Below are 16,368 nucleotides of genomic sequence, written 5' to 3'. Positions count from 1 at the left end.
TCCTCAGAACGGAATCGAGTCCTCATCGCCCAGGGGGGCGTACTCCGGCAGGCCCTCCTCCGATTCGAGCCTTGGCGGCTTGTCGCCCAGCCTGTGGCTGACGACGCGGTCGTACTTCTCGCCGGACTTGTGCTCGACGGTGACGGCCAGCGTCCTGGCCAGGGCGCCGGCGTGGGCCAGCTCGACGGCCTCGGCGGCGTCATTCGGTACCGACTCGACGGAGCGGGCCCGCCACCAGGATTCCGCCTTCTGGCGGGCGTAGCCGGTGTGCTCGAAGCAGACCCATTCCGATACGTACTGGTTGAAGCCGATGCGGTAGTCGACGCGCATCGTGCGTGGCGCATCCGGCGGTGCATCCCGTTTGGTGTGAACGGCGTAGAAGACGCTCGCGACTTCATGCTCGGTGCGGCTCGCCGGGTCGGACAGGATGCTCTCGCTGCTGGCCTCCGCATCGTGCTTGGCCCGCTCCGGCGGTGGGAACTCGTACCCGCACTGCGGGCACATGCCGTAGCCGGCCGCGATCACCTCGTGGCACTGCGGACACTCCTTGGCCGGCGTGTGGCCCTGGCCCTCCCGGGGCGCCTCGATGCGGATCTGATCGACCGGCCCGTGGCGCAGAACGTTGCCGCCGAAGTCCAGCACGAGGCAGTCGGTCTTGCCTTCGTGCAGGCGGAATCCTCGCCCTATGCACTGATAGTAGAGTCCCGGCGAGAGCGTCGGGCGGACCAGGGCGATGCAGTCGATGTTCGGGGCGTCGAAGCCGGTCGTCAGCACGTTGACGTTGCATAGGTATTTGAGGCTTCCGTCGCGGAACCGCCGCAACGTCTGGGCCCGTTCAAACGGCAGCGTCTCGCCGCAGACGAACCCGCATTCGGCGCCGTGGCGTTCCCGCAGGACGCGCACGATATGCTCGCCGTGCCGGACGCCCGAGGCGAAGATCAGCACGGACTTTCGGTCAGCCGCGTGCTCCACGATCTCGCGACAGGCCGAACGAACGAGGGCGTCATCGTCCATGAGGTCCTCGACCTCGTTGGCGATGAACTCGCCGCCGCGAACATGAAGTTGGTCGTAATCGGGCCGCTGCGAGCCCGACTTGGTTCGCAGGGGGCAGAGGTAGCCCTGCACGATCAGCTCGCGAACGCCGATCTCGTAGCAGATGGCGTTGAGGATGTTCTCGGGCGCGCAGATCATGCCCGACTTCATGCGGAATGGGGTCGCCGTTAGCCCGATCACCCGCATCTGCGGGTTGATGACCTTCGCGTCGGCCAGGAACTGCCGGTACATCCCCTCGCCGTCGGGCGGAATGAGATGGGCTTCATCGACGATCGCCAGGTCCACCGGCCCGATGTCGCAGGCCCGCTGGTAGACCGACTGGATGCCGGCGATCGTCACGGCGTAGCCGAGGTCCCGACGTTTCAGGCCGGCGGAGTAGATCCCGAACGGCAGGTCCGGCGCCATCGTGCGAAGCTTCTCGGCGATCTGCTCGAGCAGCTCCTTGACGTGGGCCAGGATCAGCACCCGACCGTCCCACATCTGGACGGCGTCGCGGCAGATCGTCGCCATCACCGCGGTTTTCCCCCCGCCCGTGGGGATCACGACGCACGGGTTGTCGTCGCGGCCGCGAAGGTGGGTGTAGACGGCCTCCACGGCCTCACGCTGGTACGCTCGCAGTTCCATTTGCATCGATCTCCGTGATCTCGACGATCGTCTTGCCGTCGGGGACAACCGCGCCGCGCTTGATCACCAGCTCGTCGATCTGGCTGTCGTCGTGGAAGGCCTCGCCTTGCTGAAGGGCGTCGAGCAGGGCCTTCTGCACGTTGTCCAGGTCGCGTCGGCGTGCATCGGGCGGGAACACCGTCACCCGCATGACAAGCCGCCCGCCCAGGGGTTGCGCCCGCTGCGCCGCGAGGAGCGCTACCACCTCCTTGCGGTAGCGCCGGCCCTCGCGGCTGATCAGCGTGCGCCAGCCCACTCGCCGCCAGTAGTGGTTGACCGACGGCGGATACGGCAGCTCGTAGGTGCGGGTCACTTCTGCCACGGCGCCTTCCCGTTGTTGCCGGCCGGCGCCGCCGGACGCGTCCCGTTCCCGTCCTTCTTGGCGTAGCCCTTGATCACGTTGGTGATCTCGTCAGTATCCGAACGCTTCTTATGGGCGACGGTGATGATCAGCGGGAGGTCGTGCAGCTCGACGCTGTCACGGGGCGCCATGACGCCCACCGCGCGGCAGATGGCCGACAGCTCCGCCCGGGCGTACTTGACCGTCTCGGCCTTCGGGTTGTCGAGGTTCAGGCGGGTCCACACCAGCCGGCCCTTGAACTCGCCCTCGAGAATCTGGAACGTCAGCTCCAGATAGTTGCCGGCACCCGACTTCGTCGGCTTCATCTGCGATCCGCTGATGATCGCCAGGTACTTGCCGGCGGGAATCGGATCGAATCCGACCGACGGGTCCACTTCTCGCGCATCAAAACCATTCAGGTTTGCCATTGCTTACGCTCCTTGCTCTGCAGGTTGTTCCGACATAGCCAACGGGTTCTCGCCGCGAACGAACGCGGCGTAGATGCGATAGTCCAGGGGGATCTCGTCCGGCAGGCTCAGCCGGTTCTTGGCGACATGGGCAGGGCGCTCGGTCGTGCGGATGATTCGCTCGCCCGTGCCGATGCCCTTGTGCCTGTCCTGGCCGAACTGCTCGCCGACCTTGCGGGTGTGAACGCGATACGTGGCGAACAGCACCTCGTCGCACCACTCCTGCACGAGGGCCGAGGCCAGCTTGTGCAGGCGGGGCACATAGCGGTCATAGGCGTCGGTCTCGGGGTTCTCGAATCGCTCGATCTTGGCGTGGGCGATCAGAATGGCCTGCATGCCCCGATCGGTCCGCAGGGCGTTGAGGCCTTCGAGCACCTCGCGCCACTGCGTCAGCGCGAACGTGTAGCCCTTCTGGTAGCCGATGTCCTCGATGCTCTCGACACCCCGGGCCCGGCAGACCTCGGCCCAGATCAGGCGTTCGAGCCAGTCGAGGCTGTCGAGCACGACCGTGCCGAATTCGTGCGGCGCGGTGTAGAGCTCGGCCAGGGCGCTCAGCACGTCGCCGTACTTCGCCGCCAGCGGAAACCGCTCGCAGTCGATGCCGCCGAGCCCGTCCTCCGTCTGGATGAAGACGGGGCGATCGGCCATCGAGCCGAACGTGGATTTGCCGATGCCCTGTGTGCCGTACACCAGCACGCGCCGGGGCATCTCGGCCTTGCCTCGTTGGATCTGATTCATAAGGCTCATGGTTCCTCCTTGTCTGTTCGTGACCGTGAATCCGGACTCGGGGCCGGTACAGGTCGTCCCGACTGCGGTGGGCTTCCGGCGAAAGGCCTCCGCAGCCACACCATCCGGCCCCGGGTCGGGGCTCACAGCCGGTCGATCGTTCGCAACGCCTCGTAGCGCGTCGGCCAGATGCCGGTTGCCCGGCACCGGGACAGCTGTTGAAGGTCGCTTTCGTTCTGCTCTTGGGCGGCATCGAGCACGGCGGGGCTGATGCGCCACACGCCGCAGCGATAGGGTTCGCGCTTCTCGACGGCGATCAGGTGGACGGGCAGGATGCGGCCGCTGACCCGCGCGACCAGCGCCCGGTAGAACGCCAACTGGTGCATGTAGCCGAACGCCGATGCCGAGAGCTCGAAGCTGTCGATGGTGTCGGCGGTCTTGAGGTCCACGATCCCCTGATCGCGATCGGCGCTGATCCAATCGATCCGCGCCTGGCACGCGTGGCCCTCGTACTCGCAGCGAACCACACCCTCGGCCGAGCCGTCGGCCAGCAGCTCACGGGCAAGTTCATGCCCCTTGACCGCCGCCGCCATCTGTTCCACGAGGGCGGCCTGGTCGTCGCTGAGTACGGCCTTGCTCTGCTGCGCCGCCCACTCGGCAAAGGCCTTCGTGTTCGACCCGAACGGCTGGCCGGTCTTCGGATTGATCGGGCCTCCGACGGCGAACTCGCGGGCGTAGCGTTCGCGCCCTTCGAGGATCAGCGTGTGGGCCGCACGCCCGATCAGATAGAACGTGCTGTCGTGATCGGGGATCAGGCCGAGCTGCTTCTTGCGGTACAGCAGCGGGCAGCGTCGGAAGTCGGCCAGGGCGTGGGCGCTCAGGTAGTCCTTGGCCTTCGCGTGGTATACCTCTGCGGGCTCGCGGATCAGGAAACGAAGGTCGATGCCGTTCTTGGGGGTCATGATCTCCTCGGGGTAGATGTCCCTCTGGCTTGTCCCTTGGCCGATCCGCACGAGCGGAAGGCATTTGTTGGTTCTCACAGGCCGGCCTCCTCGAGTTCGCGCTCGGCTTCCGCGATCTCGCGGCGACGCTGTTCCTCAAACGCGGATGGTGACCGCAGGCGCCGTCGTCGCGGCCCCGCCGCGGCGGCGTGCGAGGCGGCCTCGCACAAGTCGAAGTAGCGGGCGTCCGCGTCCGCCAGTGCCCGGCCGAACTCCTCGAGCCACCGGGCGGTGGTGAAGATCTTGCCGCCGATCCGCATGTGCTGGAGGCGAACGCGATCGCCGTTCCGCGACCGTACGCCGCGCCGGCACCAGCGCCAGATGCAATTCGCCGACGGTCGGCCCGGCGCGATATTGGCCGCCTCCGTCAGGGTGATGTGTGCGTCTGTGATCGTTTGCCCGTGCATCGAAACCTCCACGGCCTTGCCGGCCATGCATCCTCTGCACGGGTTCTTACAACACGATTTCGCGCGGTAACTCGGTAACTCCAGTTACCGCGCTACAAGCGGCTGGCGAGATGCGTAACAGCCCATGTGACAAGCGGTTACGAATTCGCAGAAAAATGTGGAACGAGGCCGGGCTGCCGAGTTTGGTAACTCGACAGCCCGGCGCAAAGCTTCGCGCTGGCGTGACGACGGGCGTCAGCCGATCTTCCGCATGATCTCAACCACCTTGGCGTGGTCGCGTTCGGCGTAGACGGCGTCGGTGATCTGCGCACTGGCGTGGCCCAAGGCCAGTTGGGCGGCCTCCAGGCCGAACTCGCGTCGGAGCAGCGTCGCCGCGTTATGACGGAGTTGGTGGGGATGCCAGCGGTGCGCCCGTTGCCACTCCAAAAGCTGCTCCTTGAGCTCGGGCTTCTTCTTGAGTCGCTCACGCCAGGCCTTCTTGGTCTCCTTCTTCTCGCGGCCGAAGGGCAACGGCGGCGGGTATGCCCGGTCACACGCGTAGCGAATCGCCTGGGCATACGTGTTCGTTGTGTAGCGGTCGCCAGGCGAGCAGGCTGGCTCATCGCGGCGATTTGTGCCGGGACGATTGCCGCAAGAAAGCGGCGTCGTTCGCGCGGCGTGCAGCGCCTCACGACGTTCGGCCTCCGCGTCCGCCGGGCTGAACAGGAATGCGGTGGTCGGGCGGTTGCCCAGGAATGGTCGGATGACCGCTTGGGCGCGGGGGCCGAAGTAGATGATGCGATCGTGCTCGCGATGGACGTTCTTGTGTCTTTCCGGGCGGTAGGTCCAGATGCCCGCCTTCTCGTCGATCTCCAGGTCGCAGGCTCGCAGTTCGAGCAACTCCCCGGGGCGTGCCCCGGTAAGGAGCTGGAGATCGACCAGGGCCCTGACCGGGCGGCTGAGCAGCGGCAGCGTAGCATCAAGCAGCGGTTGCGATACCGGCCCCACCTTACGGCCTTCGCGGGCGGTGGTACGGCCGCGTTTGAGCGGCTCGAGCGTGCAGAGCGCCTGATAGACCGACGCGGGCACCATCTCGCGGGCCACGGCCCACTTGAACATGTGGCGAATGCGCTGGACCTGGGAGTTGATGAACTTGCGTGCCCAGGCTCGACGCGGTGGAACGGCCCCCTCGTCGCCGCGAATCATCTCCTCGCGAAGGAGACGCAGCTTCTTGGGGCCGAACTCGGCCGCGAGTGTCTGGCCGTAGTACTGGCGCATCAATCGCAGTGCGCAGATCAAAGCCTGCGTGTGCTTGGGCCGGTAGTACTCCTCGGCCCATCGCCAGTAATCGCGGACCAGTTCCGTGATCGTCACGCTCGTGGTGGTCGCGGAGCAGGCTCCCGCAGAGTCATTGGCAGGCAATCGGCGGCCAGCGGCCTCCCATTGGGCGATGATGCGGTGATACGCCTCACGGCTCTCAGGCGTGCCATGCTCGCCGAGCCAGTAGTCGCGGCGTCGCCGCGTTGCGGCATCCGTGAGAGTGACCAGTGCCTGGCTGTAGCCTTTGCGCTTACGGTAGGAAGGAACCTTCGTCGGCATGTATCGGCCTCCGAAACGCTTGCGCGGTGTAAAACCGCGCGGTTTTGCGTCTCAAGCCGCACTGCCGACCGTCGGCAGGTCCTCGTAACGTTCGAGGGCTGGCGTATTTACGTTCACAGCGGGCGATGGGATTCGAACCCACGACGTCCAGCTTGGGAAGCTGGCATTCTACCACTGAATTACGCCCGCAGGACTGTTTCCTGAACGGTAAAGGGCTCACGCGCCGAAGTCAAGACCCCCGTGATAGTATGGCAACGTTCCTGCGCAGCGGGGTCTGGAACCTCCCGGCCAGATGACTGCGGCTTGCGGCGCGTGTTTCAAGACCGCAGTGCGTTTGGGTTGCAGCCCATGACGAGGCGGTCTGCCTCGGCGCTGGGGGTTTGGGACGAGAGTATCGGTTTGGGGAGCGAGGGGCGTAGGAGGGGGTTGGACGCCGTAACTGAAATACGTGTCCAGAGCGAGCATCTGCTATGCGGGAAGGGCGTGATGGTTGGGTTAGTCTCTTCCGTCGGGACTGGTGCGCATTTTGCGTGCATCTTGCTGGCTGCAAGGCGTAACCCGCCTGCAAACAAGGGCTTGTGGTCGTAAACGGACTGCCCTTCTTGGTTGCGGCCGAAGGCCGCCTTGGGTTGGGGATCGGAAGAACGATAATCGGCGACGAGGGCGTCGGGCTAGCGAATGCTTGAGAAAGATGCGTCCAGGACGGGTGGCAGTCGGGCCGGAAGAGGCCAATGACCGTGGGTGGTCAGGCGGCGTTGAGGTCAATTCCATTGTCTTTGCCAGCATCCTCACCCGGCGTTGCGAGATTCTGCACGGTCATTCAGCATTCTTTTCTGGCGTTGGGCAGCCGATTGCCGGTGAGGTGGGCCGTTGGCGGTTTTTCAAGGGGGCGTGAGCCGTGGGGGCTGTTCGTGTCCGGCGCGTTGTGGTCACTGTCGGGCGGGGAACCTTCTCACACCGGTTGCGGCGAATGGTTCCATCGTCCTATAAGCGATACCACGGCAGTACTGTGCGGCGTGGAATGAGGGTTTGGTACCGGGTATCTCCGGGAGCCTGAAAAACGCGCGCCGGGATGGCCCTCCGGGGTGCTTTTTTCTCGGGTCTGAAGCGGGGGCGGTAAGCAGATATTACGCAGCATGTCACGGAAGTCGATAAATGATAGGTCGTTCCGTCTGACCGCTCGGACCGGTGGCGGCAGCGTTGGCTGCCCTCTGGGGTCGTGGACAAGGGGCCGATGGTCTCCGCTGGTGGCGGGCGGAGGAGGTGCGGGTGGCCAGTTATCCGCAGACCTACCAGATTGCCCGGCAAGGCGCGGTGAGACCTGTAACGGTCGGGAACGACGAGGATGTGATCGCGCTGCGCACAGAGCTGGAGTTGATGTCCAGCTTCGCCCAGGGAGCGACGCCGGAGCTGGTGGAAGCCCTGGAGGACCGGCTGGCTGCGGTGAAGTCGGGCGCGGCGGAGGAAGGCGGGCGAACTGCGGAAGACATCAAGGATATGGTCGCGATTCTGCGCGATGCCATGCATCCGTCGACCGGGGAAGCCATTGCCAAGCTTGACGCCGACTTTCCGACAGCCAGGGGAGAAATCGACATGGCCGCAGTGGAGAAGGAAAGCAACGACTTTCACGAGGACGTCGGCAACGAAGTTACGGCGTCGGGCAAGCCTTCTGCGGGGAGGGTGGGCCAAGCATTCAAGCAAGCAATGCTGAACAAGGCCGTGGCCGCTCGCCGGGCCGCGCCAGAGACCAGCGGTGTTTCCGAGACGCCGGCTAGCGAGAATGCAAGCGAGACGGGAGCGGCCTCTGGTCAGCAGCCGGCTTCTGCGGAACCGGCCAGCGGTCAACAGGTACCGGCCGAGTCATCGGCGGGAACGACGGAGTCCGATCCGGTGGAGGCGGCGCTACGAGAAGCGATGGGAATAGCCGAGGGCGCACTTGCCGGTGAGACCAGCGATATGTCAGGCGTCGGCGACGAGTTCGACGAGGAAGGCTTGTCGGTTGAGGATCTCGAAGCCGAGGGGGTCACGGAAGGTGAAAAGGCGGATGAGGTGGAGGGCATGACCGAGGGCGACTCACTCACTGGGAAAGCCGGAGTTGCCGAGGGGACTGCCGGTGGCGAGGCGACAGTCGACCCTCTCGAACAGATCATGGCTGAGCAGGCCGGCTTGCCGGATAGCGAGGTCTCGCTCGACCAGCTTGCGGACATGTTGCTTGCCGGACAGGCGAATCCTTCACCGGCGGGCCAAGAGTCGGTGACGGAAGGCAGCGGAATCGACGCGACTGACGCGGTTGATGCCTCGCGATCGATTCCGGAGAACGGCGGCCGTGCTCAAGAGGTGACGGACGCAAGGGATCAGACGGAGGTGGACAAAGCAGATGCGAGTCAGAATACGGCTTGCGTGCCGAAAGATGAGGCGGGTCAGCCGGACTTGGCGGCGGAAGAGGTCGCTCAGGCCATTGAGGCCAGCCGTACCGAGATCGATGCCATTGCTTCCGCGTTCGAAGAGGCTACCGCGGACCTGGGCGCGCTGGCGGATCAAGTATGCGATAGTGCGATTCCGCCGGGTGATTCGGTGCTCCCGGAAGCGGAGTTGATCGGGGCGGCCGAGATACCGGAAGCCGCTCAAGGGATGGAGTTGTCCGCGGATGAGGTCGCCGAGATCAGCAGCGATCTGAACGCTGCCGGCATGGAGGACGAGCCGGCATTTCAAACATCCAATCTGCCCAGCCTGAACATGCGCGAAGAGTTGCGTACGGTTCGCGAGACGATTCAGACAGGTCTCGAGAGGTTGATTCAGTTGTTGGATCACATGGACCGGACGCACATCGAAGCCGAGAACAGGTTGGCTCGGGCCAAGATGTACCAGCAGGCCGCCCGGCGGGCTCAGGAAGCGAGTGAGAAGCTGGTACAGGCTCGAACGGAGGCGGCGGATGCCAGGGCCGCCTACGAAAGCGCCCAGCGGCGGCTTGAGGAAGCGGAGTCAGCGTGGGAAGAAGCCCGCCGTGCGGCGGATGATGCGGCCTTGTGAGGGGGGCGTGCGGACGGCAAGGTCACCCACACCCCGGCCCACAAGACTCCGCGCTGAGCGGAGTATCATCATCGCACCTCCACCCATTTGGTCGCGATGGGCGTCGCCGGGATTGTTGCAAACCCATGGCCAGACATCTGTGCGGCTTGGGCGTACCTTTTCGGCTCGGGGTGCGCTTTGGCTGCGACCCGCAAAAAGGCGGTCCGTGTCAGGACGCGCTGGAGGCAGACAGCGTTTCCGACGGTCTACTCGCCGATGCGCCACTCCAGGATTCCGCCGGAGAAGCCGGGCTGCAATTCGACCTTGATGCGGATTTCGATTGCGTCGACCGGTTCGAATGACACCTTGTTGAAGGTATCCTTTTCCACGCCGTAGGGACCGGTGTTCTTGACGGAGGTCCACGGTCCGCCGCTCTTGGGCCGGTACTCGATCGTCCATGACTTAGGGACGCGGCAGGAGCCGGTGCCGCCGTCGTCAAACCAGTATACCTCGCAGTATCCTATCGTTTGAGGCTCATACAGCGCGCGTTCGACCCATTCGTTCGTGCCGCGGTGAGGCCACCAAGTAAAACGACGAATGGATTGATCACTCGAGCTCTTGGGGATGACGCCATCGGCCACGGCCTGGAGGCTGTCGGCCGGGTTTGAATGCGAGGCGGTCAACGCCGGCTTAGGTGGGGGTTTCTTCCAGGTCTTGGCGTCGGGCCCGTCGCCGATTCGCGGGAAAGCTGCGATGCGCAGGCGAGCGCACCCCATCGGGATCAGCGTGAGTTCTTCGACCGGTTGGTCGCTGCGGACGGGGCTTTCAGGAACCTCGCCCACCAGCCCGTTCTTCTCCTGTTGCCACTCGGGAATACGTTTGCCCTTGGCCTTGAGCATTACCGGAGCGGCCTCAGGGCGGAACGGTTGCTGACCGACGCGGACGCCGGTGCGTTTGAATTCAAAGGACGTGGCCGGATCTCCGGGATTGACGATCAGGCCGTAGTTCCACGGCGTGGCGGGGAAGACCTCGTAGGCCGCCCACGGCTTGCCGTTGTCGTATTCCTGCCACTTTTCGCCGATCTTGAGCGAGTAAGTGAGCGGTCCGCGGCTGACCGAAACGCTGTTGCGGTTGGCCGTCCAGACGTGGGTGCTGATTTCCATGGGCAACTCGATGCGCACCTTGTCGCCATCGGACCACTTGCGTGTATAGACAACCCAGCGCGAAGACACGGGCTCCTGGGCTTGGTCGTTGATGCGAATGTGGGCAAGCTTGCACCAGCCCGGGATACGCAGCGAGAGCGGGAACTCAACGGACTGGGCCATCGAGAAGTGCAGGTCTATGACGTCATCGAACGGGTAGTCGGTCTTTTCGTCGATGGTGACTTTCGTTCCGTCGCCGACCCTTGCGGTGACCTTGCTGGGGGCATACATGGCGGCGGCCAGGCCGTTGCCGGGTGTGGCCATCCAGAGGTGCTCGACGAAATAGGGCCAGCCGAAAGCCACGTTGTGTTGGCAGCAGCGGTACTGCTCGTATGGCGTGTATGACATCATGTCGCCGCGATTCTCGATCATGGGGGTCTTGTCGGCCCGGTCGCATTGAATCTGGTTCGGGCAGGTCAGGTAGTGCAGGCCTTTGAGGTCCGGTGTGAGCGACGGCGGAAAGGAGTTGAACGCCACCTCCTCGCAGCGATCGGCCCAGAGGCCATCGCCGCTGATCTTCAGCAGGATTTCATGGCTGTGCATCATCTCGACGAACGCGCAGGTTTCGGTTCCCTGTCGCGGGTCGTGGAAGCCCTCACGGCAATTCTCGTCGGCTCCGTACATTCCGCCGGGGACCTGGCCGAACTTGGCGCGCACTTCGTCGTAATTGCGGGCGGCAGCGGCGAAGTGTTTCGGATCGTGACTCTGGACGTAGTATTGTGCCGGTTCGCGGAAGCACTCCGCGATGTTCACGCCATGCCAACTGGCGATGCCGCCGGTCCAGTCGGCGGTGCGTTCGTGGTTGACCTTGGCCAGGTCGAGCAGCCACGGCTCGCCGGTCTGATTGTAGAGCCAGTATATGCTATCGAGATGATCGCCGGCCCGAATCCACTGCCACCAGCCGGCGCCGTACTGTTTACCCCACGTGTAGAGCTTGTCTACGGGGATCTTCTGCACGTAGCGGAAGTAGTTGGTCATCACGGAAATGACCTTGGGGTCTCCGGTGGCCTCGTAGTAGGAGCGCATGGCGTAGAGGATGCACATGTGCGGCCAGAGGTCGTTGTTCACAAAGTTGTCCTTGGGACCGAAGGTGCCATCGGGGCGTTGGGAGTCGAGGATGGCCCGGATCCACTTAGTGGCCTCGGCCATGATCCGCGGGTCTTTGAGCAGCAGGCCAAGGTCGACGTAACCTTTGAGCCAATAGGGCATCTCTTCCCAGGGCCACTTGCCGGTGCCGTCGGGTGTCACCCACGCGCTTTCAGCAAAGTTGCACCACTGGCTGATTTCGGCGAGGTGCCCAACCATGCCTTCGGCCTGGAATTGTAGCTGGCTGCGGAGCCAGCCTTTGGGCTCGACCGCGCCGACGGGCAGTTTGATCAGAGGACCGGGCAGCAAGGGTGCCCGGTTGCCGATGTAGAAGGAGTTGGAGCCGTCGGCGGCGAGGCGATCGTGCATGACGACCTTGGTAGTGGTGCATGCCGGAATTGCCAGAGTGATCAGCAGGAAGAGAGCAAATCGGCTTGGGTGGTGCAGTGTCCGTTTGAGCGGCGTGCGAGAGTCCTTGTTCAAGCTGTGCATCAGTATTCTCCATTTACTGCGCGGTGCGCGCGGTCCAGAAGGAGGCCGGCATCCGAACCGGTCGGCAAGTGGGTGACACCTCGCGGCTCCGGCGGATCCGGCTTGGCCAAGGCTCTGCCGTGGCAATCGCGCCGCCGGCGGCAACTCTTCCGGGTGTCACGGACTGCCGGCCGATGACGGTCGAGCATTATAGCGACCCACGCGAGTGGAGGGTAGAATCGGCTCTGCGGTGCGTACATCGGGTGACGCAGGGTCGACGAGGGGAGACGGTCATCCACCGTGAGGCGACATATGAATCCGGATTTGGGCACGGTCACGTTTTTGAGTTTTGCGATGCTGTTTTGTGCCGGCGCGGCTCCCGTGCAGAAGTCCAGGGAGAAACTGGGGCGGGGGTCTCTTCCCGCGGAGTCGTCCGCGCAAGAATCGCAGGTGCAGCCCGCGAGTAAGACGGAGGCGCCGGTCGTCAAGGCGACGTCGGGCCAGATTCAGATCGTATTGCCCCCCGGTGAGCATGCCGGCAAGGTGGTCGTGTACGAGCTTCGGCCGAACGAGAAGGACGATGCCTGGCGGGGCAAAAAGCCGATCGAGACGGCCGGTATGGCTGCCCGGCGGATGGTCAAGCTCAACGTGGACCGTTTCGAGCGGACGCCGGGCGGTCGGCGGGATCGGCTATATTCCAAGTTCGTGGTGGTGCCGGTGAACGGGCAGGAGCCGATTATGCCGGCCCGTTTCGTGGAGGATTTCACTTCGCTGCAGCGCCGCAGGCTGCCCTTTCCTCGAACACGTTCCAAGAAGGGTTTGCAGGTGCAGATGGTCGATGACGCGATTGCGCTTGGTGTGCAGCATGCGGCTCTTAACGTCGATCTGGCCAGACTGTTTGCCTGGACGCCCATGCCGGACGCGATTCCCCACGTGGTCGACGGCGAGCGGTTTCTCCTGAATCCGTCGTTGGTCGTCGATCTGGACCGACGGGTGACCATGTTGTCGCAGGCGGGGATGACGGTCACACTGATTCTCCTGAATTACGCGAACACCGCGGAAGCTGGGGCGGCAGAGGTGTTACGGCATCCGAACTACAACGACGGCTGCCCGAACCAGATCAGCGCGTTCAATACGGCGACGGCCGACGGTCTGAGGCATTACCGCGCGGCCGTGGAGTTTCTGATCGACCGCTACACCCAGCCTGATGGCCGGTTCGGTCAGGCGCTGGGCTACATCATCGGCAACGAGGTCAACTCGCACTGGCACTGGTGCAACATGGGCGAGGTGAGCATGGAGGAGTTCACGGAGGATTATCTTCGGGCGATGCGGATTGCGGCGACGGCAGCCGAGAAGATCTGTCCCACCGCACGCGTCTACATGTCGCTCGAGCATCACTGGAACGCGAGGTTCGATTCGCAGACCAAATCTTTTCCCGGTCGTGCCTTTCTGGAGCTTTTCGCCAGGCGGGCGCGGGAGCAGGGCGACTTTGCCTGGCACCTGGCTTATCACCCGTACCCGGACAACCTGACGGAGCCGGCGTTCTGGCGAGACCGGGCCGCGACGACCGATGTGAACACGACGCCCAAGATCACGCTCAAGAACATTGAGTTGCTGCCCGAGTACCTGCGACGGCCGGAATTGCTTTACAAAGGCGAGCCTCGGCGCCTGATCCTGTCCGAGCAGGGTTTCCACACCAAGGCCGGGCCGGACGGTGAGATATTGCAAGCCGCAGCGTTCTGCGCGGCATTTGTCAAGGTTGCTCACATTGACGGCATCGACGCGTTCATTCTGCATCGGCACGTGGATTACCGGGATGAAGGGGGGCTCAAACTGGGGTTGTGGACCCGCAACGAAGCGTCTCCGGGTCCCGGCGACCCCGGACGACCCAAGCGGATTCACGAGGTTTTTCGGATGGCGGACACGCCGGGCTGGGCGGCGGCTTTTGAGTTTGCCAAGCCGATCATCGGAATCCGGGATTGGGCGGAGCTGTTGCCGCCATCGGCGGGCCAGCCCCTTCCGTCCAGGAAGTGAGGAGATCCGATAGCGAAGGGCGATTGCGCGGAGATGATCGCCCGACGGACGCGATCCGTGCGCGGCGACATACTCGGGCGAGGGTTGTGTGCTACCTTGGTTCCACTGCTCCGCGATCGCTGCTGCATTCGACGCGGAATCGCTTGCCGCGGAAGGAGATGTTCATTTTGAGATGTCGCCAGTTAGCCGGCAGGGCGGGGGTCGCGGTAGGGGATTCGCCCCTGAGGTTCAGGCCGGCAAAGCCCATTGCGACGGTCAGCCAGACGCCGCCCATGTTGGCGGTGTGGAGGCCTTCGGCCGTGTTGCCTGCCAGATCGTTGAGGTCCAGATAGGCGGCTCGTCGAAAGTAGCTGTAAGCTTCTTCGATGTGGTCGAGGCTCGCGGCGGCCCACGCATGGGCGCTGACGCTCAGCGATGAGTCGTGGCTGGTCCGAGGTTCATAGTACCTGTAGTTGGCCTCGCGTGATTCGCGGCTGAACTGGTCCTCGAGCAGGGTCTGGAGGAGCACCACCTCGGCCTGCTTGAGCACCTGACTTTCGATAGCCATTCCTGCACCGATGATCTCCGTGATCGAGGTACTCCGCGTGATGCGTAGAATATCCGGCGAGACCTCCGGCCGGTCAAAGAAACCGGCGTGCTGGTTGATGAGGCCGGTTTGTTCGTCGCAGAGCAGAACGATGTTCTTCGCAATGTCTCGCCAGGTGGCGACTTCGTCGGAGTCCAAGCCCAGTTGGGCGGCAAGGTCTCTTCGTTTGCTTTTCGGGAAGGCGGCGTTGTCCCACAGGTCGGCGGCGGCCTGGAGGTTCCAGCGGGCCATGTAGTTGGTAAAGGCGTCGTTGTCGACGTGGATGTGAAACTCATCCGGTCCCATTGCATCGCGGATCTCGAATCGACCGGCGGCGTTGCGCGTGACGCGGCTGGCCCAGAAGCGGGCGGTCTCGAACATGACCTCCGCCCCGTGCTCCCAGAGGAAATCCTCGTCTCCGCTGACGCGAACGTACTGGTCGATGGCGAACGATACGTCAGCGGAGATATGGTCCTGGATGTCGCCGCACCAGATACGGTGTTTCTCGCCGGTGGTCGGGTCGGTCCAGCTTGCGGGGCAGGTCTCATCGCCGGTGTCGGCGCTTTCCCACGCATACTGGGCGCCGCGGTAGTTGTTGGATCGTGCCTTGCGGCGGGCGCCGTCCAATGTTGCACGACGATAGGTCAGCAGGGTCTTGGCGCCTTGCGGATTGGTCAGGGCGAAGAACGGCAGCATGTAGATCTCGGTGTCCCAGAAGACGTGGCCACCGTAATGCGTGCCGCCCAGGCCTTTGGGGGCGATGCCGGCGATCTCGCCGGGCGGCGGGCAGAGGGTGGCGAGCTGGAAGAGGTTGAAACGGATGGCCTGTTGATCCTCGACCGGTCCGTCGATCTCGACGTCCATTTGGTCCCAGAGTTCCGCGCAGGCGACGATGTGATCTTCGAGTTGTTCGTTCCATCCGCTCTTGGCGGCGGACAGGGCAGCGTTTCGGGCGGCCTTGGCGGGTGATTCGGCATCCGGCGATCCGGCCATGAAGGCGACAAAGCGGTCAAAGCAGTAGACGGCGTCTTCTGAGACGTCGAGGATATACGACTGGCCGGCCGTACAGGGATCGGAGGAGGCTTCACCCGGTATGGGGTTCTGCTGGTCTACGGCGACGTAAGCACCGGCCACGGCCAGCGGGCGCCGACTTTGGCTGGTCCGGGTTTCCAGGGTCGCCAACCCGTGGGCCGAGGACGTGAGCTTGGGCGGGTCCCAGTGCGAGACCTTGCCGAAAGCGGCGGGCTCGCTATGCCGGATGCCCGTTTTGAGTTCGACCGGTCCGGACCAGTCAACCGGGACGATTCGGATGCGCACCGCGAGGATATTGCGATTGGCCAGGCTGACAAATCGTTGAAAAGTCAGGCGCGTTGTGTGGCCGGCCGCGTCTTGCCAAGTGACTTCGCGGCAAAGCAACCCTCGTTTCATGTCCAGCCATCGCGAAAAGCTGCGGATATGCCCGCGACGCAAGTCAAAAGGCTGGTCGCACAACACGATGTGCGTGGTCAAAGCATCTGGAAGGGGGGGCAGTTCCGGCAGACCGTCAGGCAGGGTGTCATAGAGACCGGCCATGAGGGTCAGATTTCGAGATCGCGTGCCGATCATCGGCTCCTCGAAGCTGCCGCGGATACCCAGCAGCCCATTGCTCTGGCTGAACAGCGATTCCCAGACGGGTATGCGCAGCCAATCCATTTCACCCTGGAGAATGGTGTAACGATCGTCGCGAGGCGGAAAATCGCCGATGGTCATGAGTAGGGCTCCGAGGA

At 63.9% G+C, this 16,368-nt stretch carries 11 protein-coding genes and 1 tRNA gene; 2 read left to right on the top strand and 10 right to left on the bottom strand.

The window, feature by feature from the left end:
• Positions 1-3 precede the first annotated feature (3 nt).
• The 8 genes from PLL20_01070 to PLL20_01035 form a co-directional block, all read right to left on the bottom strand.
• Positions 4-1,677 carry a DEAD/DEAH box helicase family protein gene (locus PLL20_01070; GenBank protein ID HPD28556.1) on the bottom strand — a complete coding sequence of 558 codons (1,674 nt, stop codon included), beginning with the start codon at positions 1,675-1,677 and terminating at the stop codon, positions 4-6.
• A complete protein-coding gene (locus PLL20_01065; protein HPD28555.1) occupies positions 1,652-2,029 on the bottom strand; it encodes a RusA family crossover junction endodeoxyribonuclease in 378 nt (125 codons plus the stop codon). Before PLL20_01065 ends, PLL20_01070 begins: the two co-directional genes overlap by 26 nt.
• Positions 2,026-2,484: a DUF669 domain-containing protein gene (locus PLL20_01060; protein HPD28554.1), complete on the bottom strand. Its 459-nt coding sequence runs from the start codon at positions 2,482-2,484 to the stop codon at positions 2,026-2,028. Before PLL20_01060 ends, PLL20_01065 begins: the two co-directional genes overlap by 4 nt.
• 3 nt (positions 2,485-2,487) lie before the next feature.
• Positions 2,488-3,270 (bottom strand): ATP-binding protein, encoded by a 783-nt coding sequence (locus tag PLL20_01055; protein ID HPD28553.1) that lies wholly within the window; start codon positions 3,268-3,270, stop codon positions 2,488-2,490.
• 122 nt (positions 3,271-3,392) lie between these two features.
• Positions 3,393-4,289, bottom strand: a complete 897-nt coding sequence (locus PLL20_01050; GenBank protein ID HPD28552.1) for a PD-(D/E)XK nuclease-like domain-containing protein — start codon at positions 4,287-4,289, stop codon at positions 3,393-3,395.
• Positions 4,286-4,657: a DUF1580 domain-containing protein gene (locus PLL20_01045; protein HPD28551.1), complete on the bottom strand. Its 372-nt coding sequence runs from the start codon at positions 4,655-4,657 to the stop codon at positions 4,286-4,288. Before PLL20_01045 ends, PLL20_01050 begins: the two co-directional genes overlap by 4 nt.
• 234 nt (positions 4,658-4,891) lie before the next feature.
• Positions 4,892-6,235: a tyrosine-type recombinase/integrase gene (locus PLL20_01040; GenBank protein HPD28550.1), complete on the bottom strand. Its 1,344-nt coding sequence runs from the start codon at positions 6,233-6,235 to the stop codon at positions 4,892-4,894.
• Positions 6,236-6,352: 117 nt separating this feature from the next.
• Positions 6,353-6,424, bottom strand: a tRNA-Gly gene (locus PLL20_01035).
• A 1,080-nt stretch (positions 6,425-7,504) separates the two neighbouring features.
• On the opposite strand from PLL20_01035, the gene PLL20_01030 reads away from it, so the two are divergent.
• Positions 7,505-9,265, top strand: a complete 1,761-nt coding sequence (locus tag PLL20_01030; protein HPD28549.1) for a hypothetical protein — start codon at positions 7,505-7,507, stop codon at positions 9,263-9,265.
• 245 nt (positions 9,266-9,510) lie between these two features.
• On the opposite strand, the gene PLL20_01025 is transcribed toward PLL20_01030, so the two are convergent.
• The gene (locus PLL20_01025; protein ID HPD28548.1) at positions 9,511-12,024 is read right to left on the bottom strand and encodes a glycoside hydrolase family 127 protein; all 2,514 of its coding nucleotides are present in this window, start codon (positions 12,022-12,024) and stop codon (positions 9,511-9,513) included.
• 291 nt (positions 12,025-12,315) lie between these two features.
• Here PLL20_01025 and PLL20_01020 point away from each other — a divergent pair, with 291 nt between their 5' ends.
• Positions 12,316-14,037, top strand: coding sequence for a DUF5722 domain-containing protein (locus PLL20_01020; GenBank protein HPD28547.1), 1,722 nt, complete (start codon positions 12,316-12,318; stop codon positions 14,035-14,037).
• A 91-nt stretch (positions 14,038-14,128) separates the two neighbouring features.
• On the opposite strand, the gene PLL20_01015 is transcribed toward PLL20_01020, so the two are convergent.
• Positions 14,129-16,351 (bottom strand): hypothetical protein, encoded by a 2,223-nt coding sequence (locus PLL20_01015; protein ID HPD28546.1) that lies wholly within the window; start codon positions 16,349-16,351, stop codon positions 14,129-14,131.
• Positions 16,352-16,368: the final 17 nt, after the last annotated feature.

The organism is Phycisphaerae bacterium (assembly GCA_035384605.1).
In the GTDB taxonomy this organism is placed as follows: domain Bacteria; phylum Planctomycetota; class Phycisphaerae; order UBA1845; family PWPN01; genus JAUCQB01.
This window is presented reverse-complemented; position numbering and strand designations above follow the sequence as displayed.